The organism is Actinomadura napierensis, from assembly GCF_039529375.1.
GTDB classification, from domain to species: domain Bacteria; phylum Actinomycetota; class Actinomycetes; order Streptosporangiales; family Streptosporangiaceae; genus Spirillospora; species Spirillospora napierensis.
This window is the reverse complement of record NZ_BAAAMR010000050.1, coordinates 43793-60677: the sequence shown is the minus strand read 5'-3', so window position 1 is coordinate 60677 and position 16885 is coordinate 43793. Positions and strand designations below refer to the sequence as shown.

The following is a 16885-nucleotide window of genomic DNA, read 5'->3' as shown; positions in this document are numbered from 1 at the left end:
GCCATCGGCTAGCGGTCCAGACGACGAGTTCGGCGCGGCCGTGCGCCGGGTCTTCCTCCGCAATGTGCCGGCCAGGCGGACGGCTGCTTTGTACGTCCTGCCGCCGCTGACGCTCGGGCTCGGGGCGGTGATACGCCTGGCCGTCGGACCGGGGTTGGCGGCGGGCACGGCGGCCATCGTGGCGGTGCTCGTAGCCCTGCCGGTGATCATCAGCGCCCTCACGCTACGGCCCCGCTGGCATCCGAAACTCCGGGCGCTGCCTGCGGGCGCTGCCGAGGAGCATCTGCGGCGTGCGGCGGCACGGATGCCGCCGGAGACGGTGCGCGCGATCGTCGCCGCGCGCGCTCGGGCGTGCCTCCGGCTCCGTGTGGATCAGCTACCGGTGTTCTGCACCTCGCCGGACGATCCGCCCAAGCTGCGGATCAGCGGGACCTTCGTCCCGCACGGGCCGCTGATCATCATCGGGGACGCGATGACCGCCCCTCAGGCGGCTTTCTTGCTCGCTCACGAAGTTGGACACACCACCCGCTGCCAGCGCCGCATCCACCTCCTGTGGAGCCTGGCGATGACGGTGGGATGGATCCTGCTCGGGTTGCTGCTCGCGCCCGCCGTCCTGCCGGCCGCCGGCCTGCTACTCGCGGTGCTCCTGGTCGCTGTGGCCTGGGGCCGCGAGATCGGCGCCGACGTGGCGGCAGCCCGCCAAGCCGGTGAGGGCGCCGCCGACTGGTACGCCCTGGCCCTGGAGACGGCCCGCCGCGCACCGTGGTACCAGCGGGTCCTGCTGGCGTCCCCCATCCACCCGCCGCTGCGGCTGCGCGGGCTCTACACCCGCCGGATCACCGGCCGCGCACCGGGTCAGGCGGCATGATGAGCCGGCTCGTCGACGCCCGCCCGCGGACAGAACCGCTGATCGACACACAGATCCCGCACTGGGCCCGGATGTGGAACTACTGGTTAGGCGGCAAAGACAACTATCCCGTCGACCGCGATGCCGGCGACCAGGCGCTGACCATCTGCCCCGCCATCGCCAACGACGGCCGCCAGTCACGGTACGTTCTGGCCCGCGCCCTGCGGCACCTGGCCGGCGAGGTCGGGATCCGGCGGTTCATCGACGTCGGGGTCGGGCTGCCCACCGTCGACAACACCCACGAGATCGTGCAGCGCGTCGCCCCCGACTGCCAGATCATCTACGTCGATAACGACCCGCTCGTCCTGTCCCACGCCCGTGCGCTGCTCATCAGCCGTCCCGAGGGCGAAGTCCGCGTCGAGGACACCGATATCCGCGACGCCGCGGCGGTCAAGGAGATCCTGGTCGACACCCGGCACCTGTTCGGCGATGGCGAGCCGGTCGCGGTGGTGCTGGCGAACGTGCTGCCATACCTGCCCGACGACCAGGCGCGCGCGCTCGTCGACGGCCTGATGGCGCCGCTGCCGCACGGCAGCCACCTGGTGATCTCCCACCCGACCGGCGGCGACTCCTGGCAGCAGGCGATGAACCAGCTGAAGTACGCGGGCGCAGGTGAAGTCGTCCCCCGCAGCCCCGACCAGCTCGCCGCGTTCTTCAACGGGCTGGAGCTGCTGGAGCCGGGGGTGGTGTCGTGCTCGCTGTGGCGCCCCGAGCCCAACCCCTTCGGCGAGACGCCCGTCGTCCAGCAGTACGCCGGCGTCGGCCGCAAGCTCAGAAGCGGCACGTGACCGCACCCGCCCCCGCCGGGCCGGCGACGCCCGGCGCCCCACCCAGACCAGGCGACGAGGCAAAGGCCGCGCGTCGGCTGGAGGCCGCGGGGCAGCTGATGGCCCGGCTGGAGGTGCTGGGGCTGCGCGTGTCGGGCCCGTGGGAGCAGACGGAGACGCTGACCGCGGTCTCAGCGCAGTGCGTGGACGTCGAGCCCTACGCCGGGCGGACCGTGTGGCTGGGGCCCTCCCCCGGCGGGCCGTCCGGCTGCGGTTCACCCGGACGGGCGTTTCTGTACTGGCATTGGCAGCGGCCGCTCCGCAACCGGCAGGGCCTGACGGTCGGCCGCTGGTTCCAACCGTTCTGCTCGGCCGGCGACCTGGAGCGGGCGGCCGCCGCGGTCAACGAGGTGATCCTCGACGACATCCGCAGACGGCAGGGCCGGTGAGCAGCATGCCCGGACTGGAGCCGCTGGGCGATCTCCTGCTGGAGCTGAGCCGCACCCCGCAGATCCAGGCCGCCATGGCGTGCGACCCCGAGGACAGCTGCTCTGCGACCGGAACGCTGCTGATAGTGAGTAATCCACCGTGGCCTGCACGCCGGATCGCGTGGACCGGTGTGTTCGTCTGGCATGGCGGAGACGACGACGGCCAGCAGATCGGCCGCACCGTGACGCAAGCAGCAGCCCAGATCCGGCACGCCCTGGGCGCAGCGGACGCCGACGGCGCCTCCCCCGGGCCGATGCCATCGTTCACCCGGCTCCCGCCCTACGCAAGGGCGGCGGCGGACGTGGAGACGCTGTGCACCGTGATGTTCGCCGACTACACCGGCGACCCGGGCGCCCGGCAACACGACCCCCTCGACGTGGTCGAAGCACTGGACCGCCACGGCCTCGTCCCGATCTCCAACACCCTGACCATGAGGATCTTCTCGCAGATCGAGGATCTGGTGTCGGTGCACGGCTTGGGTCGCGCCCAGGACATCATGCGGAGCCGCTGCATGCAGGCGGTACCCGAGGAATCCAGGACGCTGCATCGGCTGATGCATCAGCACCTGCGCGGGGGCGCTCCCCCGCAGGTACCGGAAGACCACCAGGTCGCCTTCCTCACCAGCCTCCTACTCCTGCACACGCTGCTCCAGGCCGACCTCCTACACGTCGACCCGCCCGCCCCCTGACCCCGCGGTCACGACCGCGGCTCCCGCCCTACCGAACGAAGGAGTCCAGAGCACATGCAGCTTCGGTTTCGAATCGCCACCTGGAACATCAAGGCCGGCGGCCTGGACGGCGGCCTGGACAGCGGCAACGACGCCCGCCTCAAGGCCCAGATCGCCATCCTCGCCGATCTGGGCGCCGATCTCGTCGGCCTGCAGGAAGCGAAATGGGGAGCCCGCAGCAACCGCACCCTGAACCAGATCGCCCACGCGCTGGGCATGACCGGCCGCACGATGGCGCTGTCGAACCACCACGGCTGCCACCTCGTACAACTGGTCCGCGAACGGCCCGGCCTGCGCGTCCTGGAAGAGCGCCACGACGAATCAGGCTCCTACTGGCACGCCCTCGGCGTCCTCCGGCTCGGCATCGACGGCCTCAGCGAGGTCGACCTCCTCAACGCCCACCTCGCGCCGTCCTCGCGCAGCCGACGGCTGCAAGAGGCCGAGTCGTTCGCCCTCTGGAAATCCACCCCGGCCATCGCATGCGGCGACTTCAACGCGGTGGCGGCCGCCTGCGACGACCCCGACACCGACGGACTTGCGGCGATCCATATCGAGAGCAAGCTCGACGAACGCCCGGCCGTCGTAATGGAACGGACGGGTTTCAAAGACGCGGCGGTGCCCGTCGATGACCCCACCCCCACCGTCGGCCACGACAAGGACCACCTCGCCTACCGGTGCGATCGGATCCTGTGGGCCAACCTCCCCGGCGCCAAGATCATCAACTATCAGGTGATTCCCGGAGTCCATCCGACCAGCGGCGACCGCCTGTCCGACCATGACCTGGTTGCCGCCGACCTCGAATTCGAGGTCGGCGACGACTAGTAGGTCATCTCCGGACGAAAGGATGGGACCAGCCATGGGCAGACGTCGGAGTGCCTGCACTAGCTATGGTTGAGGCGCCGTCAGACCTGGTGATAGAGACCAGTCACTCACTGGTCGTCTCAACCGCCCGCTCGGCGATCAATCGGACGTTGCGCATACTCCAACGCGGCTTGGGCCACTTTGGTGAGCAGAGGGTCGTTGGTCGCCGGGGTTTGGCCGTCGAAGTAGGTCGCGAAGCAGTAGAGAACGTAACGCCCGCGTGTAGTGGCGGCGGGGATGCCAGCGGCCTCGTCAATGTTCTCGGCGGTCCGGCCTCGCATGCCGCGCCACCAGCGCTCCCGGTCAGTCGGGTCGCCAGCCTGACTGACCATTAGTGCTGCTTGCTCGGTGGGCATGACGGCGACCCCGACTGTCATGGCGACCTGATGTTGATCATCGATGAGGGTAGCCCGAACGACCCGCTGACAGGTCTGGAGAGCTGCGGCTAGGTCCCGTCGTGCGGCCCACGAGCACGTGGTGAGCGTCTGCGTCTTGTCGCGGACGAAGCCGCGGCCGCCGAGACCTAGCCGCGCAGTCGGGAAGACCTCTTTCTCGGTGAGAGTCCGCCGGTCAGTCTTCTCGTTGTCGATGGGCTCGGCCTTGCCCGTGGCGGTGATGGTGGGTGCAACGAACGGCTGCGGAGCAGCTGGTGCCGCAGACGCCGTCGATGAGGCGGACGTCGAGTGTGGTCGGGCAGATGAAGCTGCAGAGGAGTCGTCGTTGCCGGTGCTGGTCAGGAAGGCAGCGCCGATGGCGACCACGGCGCCGCCGCAGATGACTCCAAGCACCGCAGGCTTCCCCACCCGCCGGAACAGGCTTCGTGTGGAGCGCCCGGCGGCGCCGGCGGGACTGGAGGGTTTACGGGTGAGGAGCTTCTCCGACGCCAGATCGGGATGGTGCGTGGCAGGGGTGGGGGCCTGTTCAGGCTGGCCAGCCGGAGTGGGAGGCGCAGGTCGGGCCGCTGCGCTGGTCATGGCGGGGGCTTGTGGGAAGGGACGAGCTGCTATTGGTATCGGCTGCGGCGGCGCGGCAGCCCGGTTCGGAGACGGTGGCACCGCCGGCGTGGGTGGCGTTGATAGCGACGCGCCGCTGGTCTCCGCGACGGGGCTCGGAATGGGTGCGGGGTTCTTGGGCGCCGCAGGGCGCGGCGTGGGGGCTGGCTTGGGAGCGCGAGGGCGGAGGTGCTCCAGGAGTGTGGTCGTCTCCTGCTCTGGGTGCGAGCCGGTCGCGGTGAGGGTGTGCTCGACGAAGCTGACGGCAGCGGCCACGTGATTCGGCGCGCCGGCGCGGTGAACGCAGTCCAACAAGTCACGCAGGAGAGGCTGGTGATCGGGCGCAATCGCGATCCCCTGCCGGAGGATCCGTTCCGCAGCGCTGAGTTCGCTCAGCTTGACCGCGCTGGCGGCGGCCGCGCGCGCGAAGGCGACGGCACCGCTTTCAGCGTTGGGGGGCAAGGCCTCCGAGCTCGTTGTCCGGTTTCCGTGATCGTTGGGGCTCAGCCTGCGAGGAGGAACCATCGCCAACGCACGTTCAACGACGATGAGCCCCCTGGTGTCGCCTTGATCGAGCAGGGCCTGGCCTTCGCGAATCGTCTTCTGGAACTCCTCTTCGGCGAAGGACTGGGGAGCGCTCGCCGGGGCGAGCCTCTGGCCGGTGGCGGTTGTGGGGGCCTTTGGGACGGCTGGGATCTCGTCGGCGGATGGTTCCGCGTTCTCATTGCGCGACGGGACCTTTATCGAGGCGTCCGCGGGTGGTCCAGCGGCGGACGCCCCCGCGACCCATACGTCGTCTTCGTCGGCTGAATGCCTCTGGGGGCCGAATCCGGCGCCTGGTGTTCGTTGGGCGGCTGCCGCGCGCTCGTCATCGGCGAGATTCGTGACGGCTTGCGGCGGCCGGGAACTACGACCGCTCGGAGGGGCGACGGCCTTCTCACCAGATGGGATCGGTTGCGCCCCGGCTGCGGGACGTCTCCTGGACGCGCCGGTGGATTCAGTCCTCGGACTCCTGGCGTCGTCGTTCGTCCTCGTTAGACCAGCGGAAGCATTTGCAGCCGTGTTCGCCGGTGAGGCTGGAGGTGCCGGTGGAGGTGGCGGAATGCTCGGGTCGTGCCAAAGAGGCGGCGCGCTTGCGGACAGTGCCGGCGCGACGACGGCCGGAGGCTCCGGCCGGGCCGGTGGGCCGCTGACGGGCTCCCGCTGCGAGACGTCGTCATCACCGAGGGGAGGGGGCGGCGGGATGCTGGGGTCCGTCGGCGACCACAGCGGTCCATCGGGGCGATCTCTATTCGATGGCACCGCTGGTGCCCCCTTTCGTCTGCTGTGGGGGATGGTAGTGATCTTCGACGGCTGTCCGGGGTCTCGCGTTCCTGAACAGTGGGCTCGTTACGCGGTGGTGACCGTCGATACTCGCCACGCTCCGCGGGCAGCAGCACGGGTCAGGGTGACGAAGGCGATCGCATGAACCTGCGGGCCGGTCCAGCCGTCACGGCCTGTGGGGGTGACGACGATCAGCCATTGCCGATGGGCAAGGATCGGGGAATCAGGACCGACGCCGCTCTCAGGCGGCTGGCGGGTGAGCCGCACCTTGGCGTAGGCACGATGTGCGCGCCAGGAGGCGGGCAGGTCTCCGGGCGCTTCAGTGCGTAGTTGGGCGGTGTAGACCGGGGTCAGGTACGGCTCGGCGCGTTTGAAGGCGTCGAGTTGCCCGGTGTCGATCGCGGCGTCGACAGTCCACATCACCTGAACCGCTGCTCGCGAGATCGCCGTGGCGTCCTCCTGGTTGATCTTCTTCGGGTCTGGCACACCCCCATGCGGGATCTGGCGCTGAGCTTGAGGCTGCGGGGCGGCTGGGGTGGTCGCTGTCGGGCCCGGTAGGTGCGACCTCGTCGGCGGGGGCTTCGCCGGGGACTCCGATGAGCATCCGGTGATGATTCCGATGGCAGCAAGGAATATCGTAGTGCGCGCCATGGAGATACGTAGCGATGTCATTGTTGCCCATCCGCCGGAACGGAAAAGCGCATGCCGCCGCTGAATTCAGCACGGTATGTTCCGCTCGCGATACTGCTCACTTTTACCCAATCGCCCGTGTGAGGGGCGTTGACCATTTGCCCGCCGCCAATATAGATGCCGACATGATGAGAAACAGTTTCACCGGGATGGGTGAAGAAGACGAGGTCACCTGGCTGGAGTTGAGCGAAGCTGACACGGGCACCGCGTGAGTCGTTCTGCTGCGATCCGGTGAAGTGGTCCAGCTTTATTTTTCCGCCGGTAGCTTGAGCGACTGCGTACATGGTCAGGCCTGAGCAATCGAAGGCCTTTCCGCAGCGGCCGTATGAGCAGGCGTATCCCGTGGGGCCATCCCACGTCCCAGCCCCCCACTGGTAGGGCGTCTTCAACCAGCGCATCGCATAGGCGACGATCCGTTGACCGGTTGGTCCGGCGGCGACGTTGCCGCCGGGGATGCAGGTGGCTCCTGTGTTGTTGTCGCCGCCGATGGAGAAATTCCCGTCCGCGTACTTCTTGGCCCAACTCAGGACGAGGTTCACATAGTCCCAGGAGTGGTTGTACTGGAAGATCGCCTTGCGGAGTGCCTCGCCGCCCTCGTTGCCGTGGTTGTGACGTAGGTAGTTGGCGGCGCCCGGGATGGCGTCGGCGGGGTTGTAGCGGTCCGCCTTGCCGTCTCCGTCGCCGTCGACACCGAAGCTCTTCCAGGTGGGCGCGAGGAACTGCATGGGGCCTCCGGCCCCTGCGTAGTTCTCCCCGCTGTGTACTCCGGGGAGGTTGGAGGTGCCGTGGCCGGTCTCGACCTTCCCGATGCCCGCGAGCACGTTCCAGGGGATTCCGTACGCCGGGCCGGCCTTCTTGTAGATCGCAAGGTAGTTGCCGGGAATGCTGTTGGCTTCATCGGAGGCGCCAGGTTGCTGGCCGCCACCTTGTGACGTGCCGCAGGCGTCCGCCTGCCCGCCGATGATGATCACGATCAGGACGACCACCAGCAGTACGATGCCGAGCCCGCCCGACACGGCGATCATCACGCTGGCCTGAGCTGATCCTCGGTCGTCGGAGAGTCGACTGAACAGGCGACCTTTTGGCGACGCAGTAGACGGTCTACCTGGGGTTTTGCGGCAAGAGCCCTCGCCGTGTACGCCCATCGCGCTGCCCCGCACACTCAATGCCACACGCCCCCGGCCCCGGCGATCATGATGCTTGACCGCGCCAATTTACTCACGGATCACTGATTCGCAACAGATGTGGCGGATGGGGATCCCGTTTCAGTAAGAGTGCGGAGTGATGCCCTACCATGACGGTTGATCTTGACATGTATCGGTGCTCAGGGGGCTGGTCTTACCGTGAATCCAGGCACCAGAGATCCGAGCCAACCGCCGCCGGGAGGAGGCCCAGCGCACCCGCATCCGGCGGCCGTGGCGAGAGCTCCGTCACCTGGAGCTATGCCGCCTGGGTATCCACGAGCCCGTCCAGTTCCGCCCCATGGCGGTCTCCCCATCCGCGACTTCGGGCCGACGCTGCAGCATGGCGCCCCGCCCTGGTGGTTTCTGGCCTGTCACGGAGGTGCGGGGACGAGCACGTTGCAGGCCGCGATCCGGGGAGGGATGGACGCGGGGCGTTGGTGGCCACTGTGTGATGCACCCACCGCCGTACGGGTGGTGCTGGTGGCACGTTCCCACGCTCACGGCCTGCGTGCCGCGCAGGCGGCGGCGTGGCAGTGGTCGACGTCCGCCGAGTTGCGCCCGGTGCAGTTGTTGGGCCTGGCGGTAATCGCTGACGCTCCCGGCCGGCGTCCCAAACCGCTCAAAGACCTACTGACGCTGATCTCTGGCGGGGTTCCCAAGGTGTGGGACCTCCCCTGGGTCGAAGCGCTGCGGCTGGGCGACCCTCCTGGGCAGGTTCAGCTACCCGCCCAGTACGCGGCGATGGCCGCGGACCTTCACACCATCATGACCGGAGGACGTCATGCTTGATGTCGTTTCCGCGGCGCTGAACGTCGTGGACCACGCCCACGCTGTTGTGGCGGCGATCCCCAACCCCGGCCAGGGCGCCAAGCCTCCAGGGGCGGACCAACTGGAGAAGATCCTCAAGTGGGTGGCGTGGATCGTCTTCGGCATGTGCGTGGCCGGGGTGTTGATCGTCGCGGGTCGTATGGCGATCTCCCACCGCCGGGGCGAGGGCGGTGAGCACGCCTCTGGTCTGGCCTGGGTCTTCGCGGCCTGCATCCTTGCCGGGTCGGCCTCGGCGCTGGTCGGCGCGCTGGTCGGAGGCGGAAGTTGACCCCCGGTCCCGACGAGGCACCCAGTCCGTTCCGGCGCCCCGGGTTCATCCTCGCTGCCGGCTTCCTCACGGTCATCATCCTGCTCGGCGTGCTCGTGGCAATGACCCGCGGCGGTTCAGGGGGCTCCCCTGGCTCAACAAATCCGCCGCCTACTGGAAGGCAATCAGGAGCTGCCGGAGGCACCAATTCTGCTGCCTGCCAGCCGGCCGACACCAACCAGCAGGTTCCCACGACTGCGCCCCCCGGGGTGACTTGGGAACTGTTCCAGGCGATCGCGCTTCCGGTCTCCCCCAATGCGGGTCCACTGATCCGCAAAGGCGACATTCGCAGCTGCTATGCGCACACCCCCACCGGCGCCCTTATCGCTGCTGCGCAAATCAGCGCACGAATCACCTACTCCTCCAACTGGAGGGCTATAAGCGAACAGCAGTTGACTAACAGCGCTGGAAAAGCCGTCTTCCTCAAAGATCGCGCTACTCACGGCGCCAACCCTCCTCTCCAAGCAGGCGATGTCGCGCAGTACGCCGGGTTCAAGTTCATCACCTACGGGCCGGATACGGCGGTGATCTCGCTCGCGAACCGCATCGACTCCACCGCGTGGATAGCAAGTACGGCCACCGTCAAGTGGCAAGGCGATGACTGGAAACTCGAATTGCAGTCCGACGGGTCACCTAGTACTGAGGGACAGCAACTCGCGTCCCTCGACGGTTATATCCGCTGGGGTGGCGCATGATGATGTTGGCCGCTGCGCTTCCAGCGGCAAAACCATGCAGCCCATTCGACGTGCCCTGCAACCTCAAAAAGGGAGTGACCAACGCAGGGGGAGAACTCGCCGGATCCGCACTCGATCAAGCTGCACAGTCGTTCGCTAAGTCAGCGGTGAAGCTCTACCAGTTCATCGTAACCTTCTGGGTGGATCCCAAAGTCGGCAACCACGGGATGGACTTCGGGCGACTGTTCTCCCCCCGCATCAGCGACAACGCCGACGACCCCACTTACTTCCTGGCGTACCACACCGGCTGGCTGGTCACCTGGGTAGCGGTGCTCGGCGTGCTACTGGCCGCTGGCCGCATGGCCTGGCAGCGCCGCGGGGAACCACTGCGCGAGGCAATGTCGGGGATGCTCACGCTGGTGATCGTCGTGTTCGCGATCACTCAGGCGACCAACCTCGCGATGATCGCCGGGGACGGCTATTCCAAATGGATTATCTCGGCATCCACCGACGGCGACGTCAAAGGGAATGTCGGCAAGGTCGGCGTCTTCCTCTGGGGCGGCGGGCTGGGCATGGGGAATGGCCTCGTCCTCATCGTCTCCCTGCTCGCGATCCTGTCCGGAGTCATCCAGCTGGGGATGATGTTCGTGCGCGGCGCGATGCTGGTGCTCCTGGCCGGGATGCTTCCCCTGGGGGCCGCGGCGAGCATCGCTCCCGAAGGGCGGGCGTGGTACCGCAAGATGCTCGGCTGGCTACTGGCATTCGTGCTGTACAAACCGGTGGCCGCCACCGTCTACGCCGTCGCGTTCAAGGCCTTGATGGGCGACTCGATCGCGCAGGTGCAGGGCATCATCCTGTCGATCATGGCCGTGATCGTGCTCCCCGCACTGATGCGGTTCATCGTCCCACTGGTGTCGGGTGTCGGCGGAGGCGGCGGCGGAGGCGGCGGCTTGGCGGCCGTGTCCGGCGCCGTGGCTATGGGCGCCCGGATGGTGCCCGCCATGAGCAGCGGCGGCAACGGCGGAGGCGGCGGCGGTCGCAACTCACAAGGACCGTCGGGGCCACCAGGCAGTAGAAACGCAAGTCAGCAGGGCACCCCCGGCGGTGCGGGACCGGAGGGGCGCCCGGGCGGGGACGGATCCCCCGGCGGCGATGGAGAGCCAGGCGGCGACGGGCAGAACCCGAGCGGCTCGGGCGGCGGCAAGCAACCAGTAGGCCAGCACACCGCGCAGGGCGCCCAGGCCGGCGGGGCATACGGCGCTGCAGCCGGTGCGGTAGTCGACGGCATCCAGGCGGGCTATCGCGGCGCCCAGAAGATCGGCAAGGACGCGACCGGGGACGACGGAGGGGGACCGCGTGGCGGCACGTGACCAGGCAGAACGGACCTACGGAAACTGGCGGAAGCCCCGTACCCCCGGGATCGGCAAGCTTGGGCTCCTCGGCACGCTGATCCTCATGGGCGGTATGGCCGCCACCGTGATCTCGATGATGTTTTTCGGGATCATCCCGGCGCTGGTGGTGGCCGTGGCGGTGGTGGTCGTGTTGACCCCCTTGGTCGTCCAGGACCGGCATGGCCGCACCGCGCTCCAAGCCGCCACAGCGCGGATCGCGTGGTGGCGCGGTCGCTCCGGAGGGCAGCACCTGTACAGATCGGGGCCACTTGGTATCGCCGCACGTGGCAGCTACCGGCTGCCCGGGCTGCTGGCAGCCTCCAAGGTGGTCGACGCCCAGGATTCCTACGGGCAACCATTCGCGATGGTGGTGTTGCCGCAGGTCGGACACTACACAGTAGTCCTGGAATGCGGAGCGGACGGCGCTGCGCTGGTGGACGCCGACCAGGTCGACACCTGGGTAGCGCATTGGGGGCAGTGGCTGGCCGCGCTCTCCTTCGAGCCCGGCCTAGTCGCCGCGAGTGTGACGATCGAGACAGCGCCCGACCTCGGGCACCGCCTGCATCGCGAGGTGTCGTCCACCCTCGATCCGAACGCCCCTCCGCTCGCCAGGCAGGTGCTGCAGGAGATCGTGCAGCACTATCCGGCTGGTAGTGCGCAGGTGTCCACCCGGGTCGCGCTCACCTACGCGGGCGCTCCGCGCCCAGGCGCCAAGCGGCGGTCGCTGCAAGAGATGGCGCGCGAGATCGGCGCTCGTCTCCCCGGACTATCGCGGAATTTGGCGATGACCGGAGCCGGCACCGCCCGGGCAATGAACGCCCAGCAGCTCGCCGAGGCGGTACGGGTTGCCTATGACCCAGCTGCTCAGGCTCTGCTGGATGAAGCCCACGGCGAGGTGCTCGATTGGAGTGACGCCGGCCCGGCCTCCAGCCAGGAGTACTGGGACCGCTACGTCCACGACTCCGGCGTCTCCATCACCTGGGCGATGTCGGAAGCGCCGCGCGGTGAGGTTCTGTCGAACGTCCTGACCGGATTGGTCGCCCCTCATTCGGACGTCCCTCGCAAGCGCGTGACCTTGCTCTACCGGCCTTACGACCCGGGCACAGCTGCGACCTTGGTGGAGCGTGACCGCAAGGACGCCAGGTTCCGTGTCAGCGGCGACTCCACCGCGGCCCGCGACGCGATCGCCGTGGCGGCCGCCGACCAGACGGCCCGGGAGGAAGCCAAGGGCGCTGGATTGATCAGGTTCGCGATGCTGGTGACCGCGACCGTCTTCTCACCGGACGAGCTTCCGGCTGCCGCCGCGGCGATCGACACGCTCGCCCCACCGGCGCGCGTCCAACTGCGCCGAGCGTACGGGGCGCAGGCTGCGGCCTTTGCCGCCTGCTTGCCGCTCGGCGTCGTCCTGCCCGACCACCTGCAGGTTCCCGCACTGATCCGGGAGGCTCTCTGATGACCGGCCCCTACTCTGGTGGTTCCGGCGCTTCGCCCGGCGCGCCTCCCGTCCCGCCCGCCGGCCCCGTCGCCCCTGGGACGCCGTCGGCTGCAGTTCAACAGCCGCTGCTGAGTGAGCATCCTCCGCCGTCCCTCAAGCGAGACGCCGCCCTTTCCGGCAAGGCCCGCCGTAAGGCCGCCAAACAGACAGCACGACGGGAGCGCGAGGAGAAGAGGGCGGAACTGGCCGCCAAGCGGCAGGAGAACCGCGCCGGCGGGCGCCGTCCTGGACCACGCGGCTTCACCGGCAAGGGCGGCGGCCGCGTCTCCTACGTCGAAGCCCCACCGGAATGGCGCGGCACGACGGTGCAGGTCTGCGGCCTGTGGCCTTTCGGGGCCGGGAGCGGCACCCCGATGATCGGGGTACCGGTCGGCCGAGAGCTCGGAAGCGGCGCCGCCCTCTGCTGCGATCCGATCTCCTGGTTCCAGCGCGCAGGATTGATCCACAACCCCAGCTGCCTGGTGCTGGGCAAGCCGGGGCTCGGCAAAAGCAGCCTGATTCGCCGCATGGTCCTCGGCCTCACCGGCGTCGGAGTCTTCCCCATGGTGCTCGGCGATTTGAAGCCCGACTACACCGACTTGATCACCGCGCTGGGAGGCCAGGTGATCAAGCTGGGGCGCGGGCTGGGGAGCCTCAACGTCCTCGACCCCGGCGAGAGCGGCGGCGCGGTCGCGAAGCTGACCGGCCGAGCTCGTCAGAAGCTCGCCGCCGACGCCCACGGCCGACGCCTGAACATGGTCTCCGCGCTGATGACGGTGCTGCGTGGCGCGCCAATCCCCGACACCGAACGCACCATCCTCAACGCGGCACTGCGAGTGCTGGACGACCGCCACCACGGCGTGCCGATCCTGCCCGACCTGATCCGCTGCATCGATGAAGGCCCCGACGCGGTCCGCGCTGTGACGCTGGCCCGCGGCAGCGAAGACCGCTACCGCGCGGCCGTTGACCCTCTGCATGCCTCGCTACTCGGCCTGTTGGACGGCCCGATGGGCGAGACCTTCGCCGCGCACACCACCACACCGATCCAGCTCGACGCTCCCGGCGGCGTGTGCATCGACATCAGTGGAATCGACGACGCCGATGCCGAACTGCAGGCCGCGGTGCTCCTGGCCTGCTGGTCAGATGGATTCGGCGCGGTAGAGGCCGCGCACGCCCTCGCCGACGAAGGCCTGGGACCGCAGCGCCACTTCTTCGTGGTCCTGGACGAGCTCTGGCGCGTCCTGCGCGCCGGCCGCGGCCTGGTCGACCGCGTCGACGCCCTCACCCGACTCAACCGGCAGTACGGCCTCGGCCAGGCGATGATCACCCACACCATGGCCGACCTGCTCGCCCTGCCCGACGAGGCCGACAGGATGAAGGCCAAGGGCTTCGCCGAACGAGCCGGGATGGTGATCTGCGGCGGCCTCCCCATGGCGGAGATGCCCGCCCTCACCGAGGTCGTCCGCATGTCCTCCGCGGAACGCGACATGATCGTCGACTGGTCCAGCCCGCCCTCATGGGACCCCAGCCTCAACAAGGACGGCGACCCGCCCGGACGGGGTAAGTTCCTCGTCAAGGTGGGCGGCCGCCCGGGCATTCCCTTCCACGTCGACTTCACTCCCGCCGAGCGCGAGGTGAACGACACCAACAAGCGCTGGATGCACAGCACTACCAGGGTGAACAGATGAGCGCGCCGCGCCGCCGCGGCGGCCCTCCCGATGTCACTCCCTACCTGGTGCTGGCCGGCTTGTCCGCGCTGGTCGTGGTGGCATGCTCGATCTGGGGCGCGGCCCTGCTGGCGCACAGCCTGGATCGCGGGTCCCGAGCACCGTCGGACAACCCGGTTGCCTACTTCGTTCGAGTCATCACCGGCCAGGTGCCCTGGCCGGGGACCACCGCCGCAGCGCTCCTGGCCGTGGAGCTGGTCGTGCTCGCCTGCGCCGGCGCGCTGCTGGGGCGCTGGTGGTGGAGACGCGACAGCCGTCGCACCCGCGTCGACGTCGCCGCCAAGCACCTGGCGCACCGCCGTGACCTGGAGCCTTTCTCCCGCGAAGGCGCCGCCGCAACCGCCGAGCGGCTCGGCGCCCGGACTTCGTCGCCCGGCGTCCGGGTCGGCCGCGTGGTCGGCACCGGCCGGGAGTTCTTCGGCTCCTGGGAGGACATGCAAGTCGACATCTGGGGACCGAGGACGGGCAAGACCACCTCGCGCGCCATCCCGGCGATCCTGGAAGCGCCCGGCGCCGTGCTGGTGACCAGCAACAAGAGAGACGTGGTCGACGCGACTCGTCTCCCCCGGCAGAATGCCGGCGACGTCTGGGTGTTCGATCCGCAGAACGTGGTCGGTGAGGAACCCACCTGGTGGTGGAACCCCCTTTCCTACGTCACCGACGTCGACCGCGCCACTCGCATGGCCGCGGTCTTCTCCGCCTACTCCCGTGACCCCGGCGCCAAAACGGACTCATATTTTGACCCGGAGGGCGAGGCACTCCTCAGTTGGATGCTCCTGGCGGCTGCGGAAGCCAACGAGCCGATCACCACGATCTACCGATGGCTCAGTGATGTCACCGAGGCAACCCCCGTCGATATTCTGGACCGTGCCGGACACGCCCTACCAGCCGAGCATGTTCAGGGCGTCATCAACATGCCCGACAAGCAAAGAGGGGGCATTTATGGTACGGCGAGAAAATCCGTAGGGTGCCTGGTCAACCCGGCGGTAACCCGCTGGGTCACGCCAGACCCACAGCGACCGAATCGCCCGCAATTCGCCCCTTCCGCCTTCGCACGCCAAGGCGGAACGTTGTATTCCCTGTCGCGCGAAGGACGCGGGACCGCCGGGCCATTGGTTACCGGGCTGACGGTCGCCACCATCGAGGCCGCCGAGGAATACGCGACCACGTCGCCATCCGGACGGCTGCCGGTTCCCATGATCGGGGTGCTGGACGAAGCCGCCAACGTCTGCCGCTGGAAAGACCTACCGGACCTGTACTCCCACTACGGATCGAGGGGCATCGTCCTCATGACGATCCTGCAGAGCTGGGCCCAGGGCGTGGAAGTGTGGGGCGAGCACGGCATGCCGAAGCTCTGGAGCGCGGCCAACGTCCGCGTCTACGGCGGCGGCGTCAGTGATCCGCGGTTCCTGGGCGACCTGGTCCAGCTCGTGGGCGAGTACGAACCCACCACCTACAGCACCACGGTGCAAAGCGGCCGTGGCCAGCACTCCCGCAGCACCAGCGCCTCCACCCGCCAGGAGAAGATCCTGGAGGTCGCCGACCTGTTCGCGATGCCCCGCGGCCGCGCCCTGGTACTGCCCTCCGGGGCTCCCCCCGTGCTCGTCCGGACGCTGCCCTGGCAAAGCGGCGAGCATGCAGACGCGGTCAGGGCCTCGCTCCGGGCCTACGCCCCGCCCACCGAGATAGCCCAGCACGAACTGACGGCGGTCCCCGACGATGAGCGCTGACCTCGGCGGCCCATGGACACCTCCCGAACTGGACGACGGTCCTGATTCAGGAGAAAGCGTCCAGCAGGAAGAGGAGGAGGAACGCGCTCCGGCCTTCCAAACTCCCGAGGAGTTCTTCACCGAATTCCTCGCTCCGCACATCCAGCGGCGCCTGGGCGGCAGTTACACCTGGTGCCCTGAGTGGTGGAGTCACCCCGAAGGGATCAGCCGCATCGTCGCCATGTGGACCGCCTTTGAACATCTCCGGTGGGAGGGAGCGCTAGGCATGTCCACATGGTGGCTGCACCATGCCGACCCTCACCTTTCAGTGCTGATGAGCAAGGACGGCGGCCCCTTCTCCGCCTGCAAGAAGGACGCCCACAACCCCAACGGACTGCCCTCGCTGCCGCACCATCCTGCCCCGGCCGGACTTTGGGAGGCGGCCGGCTACGCCGAACCCTCCGAGAGTACCGACTTCGGCTTGAATGGAAGATAATGCCCACTAGCGAGAGCTATCTCGCCTGGAGCGAGGATGATATTGTCCGATTCGAGCACGCTGTGCAACTGCTGGATGATCTACTCACGCTACTTAACCAGCAGGTAAATACAAACCCTGGCACAGCACTGTGCGCCGAACGGTTGATCTGTCTTGCACAACGGCAACGACTGCGTATCACCGATCGCGAAGACGTCGCTGGCATCTTGCGTGACGTCCCTCATCGACTACTGGAACTGGAGCAGCAGGCGCTACCGAACCAACGTGAGCTGGTCGCCGCCACCGCCCTGGCCGGAGACCATGAGCACCGTTGAGCAGCACCTCACCCGCGTGTACCGG

Annotated in this window: 18 protein-coding genes; 15 read left to right on the top strand and 3 right to left on the bottom strand. The window is 68.3% G+C overall.

Features of this window, described 5'->3' with window-relative positions; genetic code table 11:
• Positions 1-88 precede the first annotated feature (88 nt).
• Genes ABD296_RS26030 through ABD296_RS26010 form a run of 5 tightly spaced genes read left to right on the top strand, consistent with a single transcriptional unit; the run spans position 89 to position 3712 of the window.
• Complete coding sequence (locus ABD296_RS26030) at positions 89-868, top strand: hypothetical protein (protein WP_344272254.1); 780 nt, start codon at positions 89-91, stop codon at positions 866-868.
• Positions 865-1695 (top strand): SAM-dependent methyltransferase, encoded by an 831-nt coding sequence (locus ABD296_RS26025; RefSeq protein WP_344272251.1) that lies wholly within the window; start codon positions 865-867, stop codon positions 1693-1695. The genes ABD296_RS26030 and ABD296_RS26025 overlap by 4 nt, the downstream gene beginning before the upstream one ends.
• A complete protein-coding gene (locus ABD296_RS26020) occupies positions 1692-2123 on the top strand; it encodes a hypothetical protein (RefSeq protein ID WP_344272248.1) in 432 nt (143 codons plus the stop codon). Before ABD296_RS26025 ends, ABD296_RS26020 begins: the two co-directional genes overlap by 4 nt.
• Positions 2124-2128: 5 nt before the next feature.
• On the top strand, positions 2129-2851 hold the full coding sequence (locus tag ABD296_RS26015) for a hypothetical protein (RefSeq protein ID WP_344272246.1): 723 nt from the start codon (positions 2129-2131) through the stop codon (positions 2849-2851).
• 54 nt (positions 2852-2905) lie between these two features.
• Positions 2906-3712 carry an endonuclease/exonuclease/phosphatase family protein gene (locus tag ABD296_RS26010; RefSeq protein WP_344272243.1) on the top strand — a complete coding sequence of 269 codons (807 nt, stop codon included), beginning with the start codon at positions 2906-2908 and terminating at the stop codon, positions 3710-3712.
• A gap of 119 nt (positions 3713-3831) precedes the next feature.
• Here ABD296_RS26010 and ABD296_RS26005 read toward each other — a convergent pair whose 3' ends face one another.
• Positions 3832-4539 carry a hypothetical protein gene (locus ABD296_RS26005; protein ID WP_344272240.1) on the bottom strand — a complete coding sequence of 236 codons (708 nt, stop codon included), beginning with the start codon at positions 4537-4539 and terminating at the stop codon, positions 3832-3834.
• A gap of 450 nt (positions 4540-4989) precedes the next feature.
• Between ABD296_RS26005 and ABD296_RS26000 the strand changes: the two genes are divergently transcribed.
• Positions 4990-5553, top strand: coding sequence for a hypothetical protein (locus tag ABD296_RS26000; protein WP_344272238.1), 564 nt, complete (start codon positions 4990-4992; stop codon positions 5551-5553).
• Positions 5554-6132: 579 nt separating this feature from the next.
• On the opposite strand, the gene ABD296_RS25995 is transcribed toward ABD296_RS26000, so the two are convergent.
• Together ABD296_RS25995 and ABD296_RS25990 are read right to left on the bottom strand one after the other, a co-directional pair.
• Positions 6133-6552 carry a hypothetical protein gene (locus tag ABD296_RS25995; RefSeq protein ID WP_344272236.1) on the bottom strand — a complete coding sequence of 140 codons (420 nt, stop codon included), beginning with the start codon at positions 6550-6552 and terminating at the stop codon, positions 6133-6135.
• A 182-nt stretch (positions 6553-6734) separates the two neighbouring features.
• A complete protein-coding gene (locus ABD296_RS25990; RefSeq protein WP_344272286.1) occupies positions 6735-7781 on the bottom strand; it encodes a C40 family peptidase in 1047 nt (348 codons plus the stop codon).
• Between the two features lie 630 nt (positions 7782-8411).
• Between ABD296_RS25990 and ABD296_RS25985 the strand changes: the two genes are divergently transcribed.
• Genes ABD296_RS25985 through ABD296_RS25945 form a run of 9 tightly spaced genes read left to right on the top strand, consistent with a single transcriptional unit; the run spans position 8412 to position 16860 of the window.
• Positions 8412-8729: a hypothetical protein gene (locus tag ABD296_RS25985; protein ID WP_344272234.1), complete on the top strand. Its 318-nt coding sequence runs from the start codon at positions 8412-8414 to the stop codon at positions 8727-8729.
• Positions 8722-9036, top strand: coding sequence for a hypothetical protein (locus ABD296_RS25980; protein ID WP_344272231.1), 315 nt, complete (start codon positions 8722-8724; stop codon positions 9034-9036). The genes ABD296_RS25985 and ABD296_RS25980 overlap by 8 nt, the downstream gene beginning before the upstream one ends.
• Entirely contained in the window at positions 9033-9770 is a 738-nt protein-coding gene (locus ABD296_RS25975; RefSeq protein WP_344272228.1) for a hypothetical protein, read from the top strand. The genes ABD296_RS25980 and ABD296_RS25975 overlap by 4 nt, the downstream gene beginning before the upstream one ends.
• Entirely contained in the window at positions 9767-11119 is a 1353-nt protein-coding gene (locus tag ABD296_RS25970) for a hypothetical protein (protein WP_344272225.1), read from the top strand. The genes ABD296_RS25975 and ABD296_RS25970 overlap by 4 nt, the downstream gene beginning before the upstream one ends.
• Positions 11106-12593: an SCO6880 family protein gene (locus tag ABD296_RS25965; protein WP_344272222.1), complete on the top strand. Its 1488-nt coding sequence runs from the start codon at positions 11106-11108 to the stop codon at positions 12591-12593. The genes ABD296_RS25970 and ABD296_RS25965 overlap by 14 nt, the downstream gene beginning before the upstream one ends.
• The gene (locus ABD296_RS25960) at positions 12593-14302 is read left to right on the top strand and encodes an ATP/GTP-binding protein (protein ID WP_344272219.1); all 1710 of its coding nucleotides are present in this window, start codon (positions 12593-12595) and stop codon (positions 14300-14302) included. Before ABD296_RS25965 ends, ABD296_RS25960 begins: the two co-directional genes overlap by 1 nt.
• Entirely contained in the window at positions 14299-16071 is a 1773-nt protein-coding gene (locus ABD296_RS25955) for a type IV secretory system conjugative DNA transfer family protein (protein ID WP_344272216.1), read from the top strand. Before ABD296_RS25960 ends, ABD296_RS25955 begins: the two co-directional genes overlap by 4 nt.
• Entirely contained in the window at positions 16061-16546 is a 486-nt protein-coding gene (locus ABD296_RS25950) for a DUF4913 domain-containing protein (protein WP_344272213.1), read from the top strand. Before ABD296_RS25955 ends, ABD296_RS25950 begins: the two co-directional genes overlap by 11 nt.
• Positions 16546-16860: a hypothetical protein gene (locus ABD296_RS25945; RefSeq protein ID WP_344272210.1), complete on the top strand. Its 315-nt coding sequence runs from the start codon at positions 16546-16548 to the stop codon at positions 16858-16860. Before ABD296_RS25950 ends, ABD296_RS25945 begins: the two co-directional genes overlap by 1 nt.
• The last annotated feature ends 25 nt before the right edge of the window (positions 16861-16885 follow it).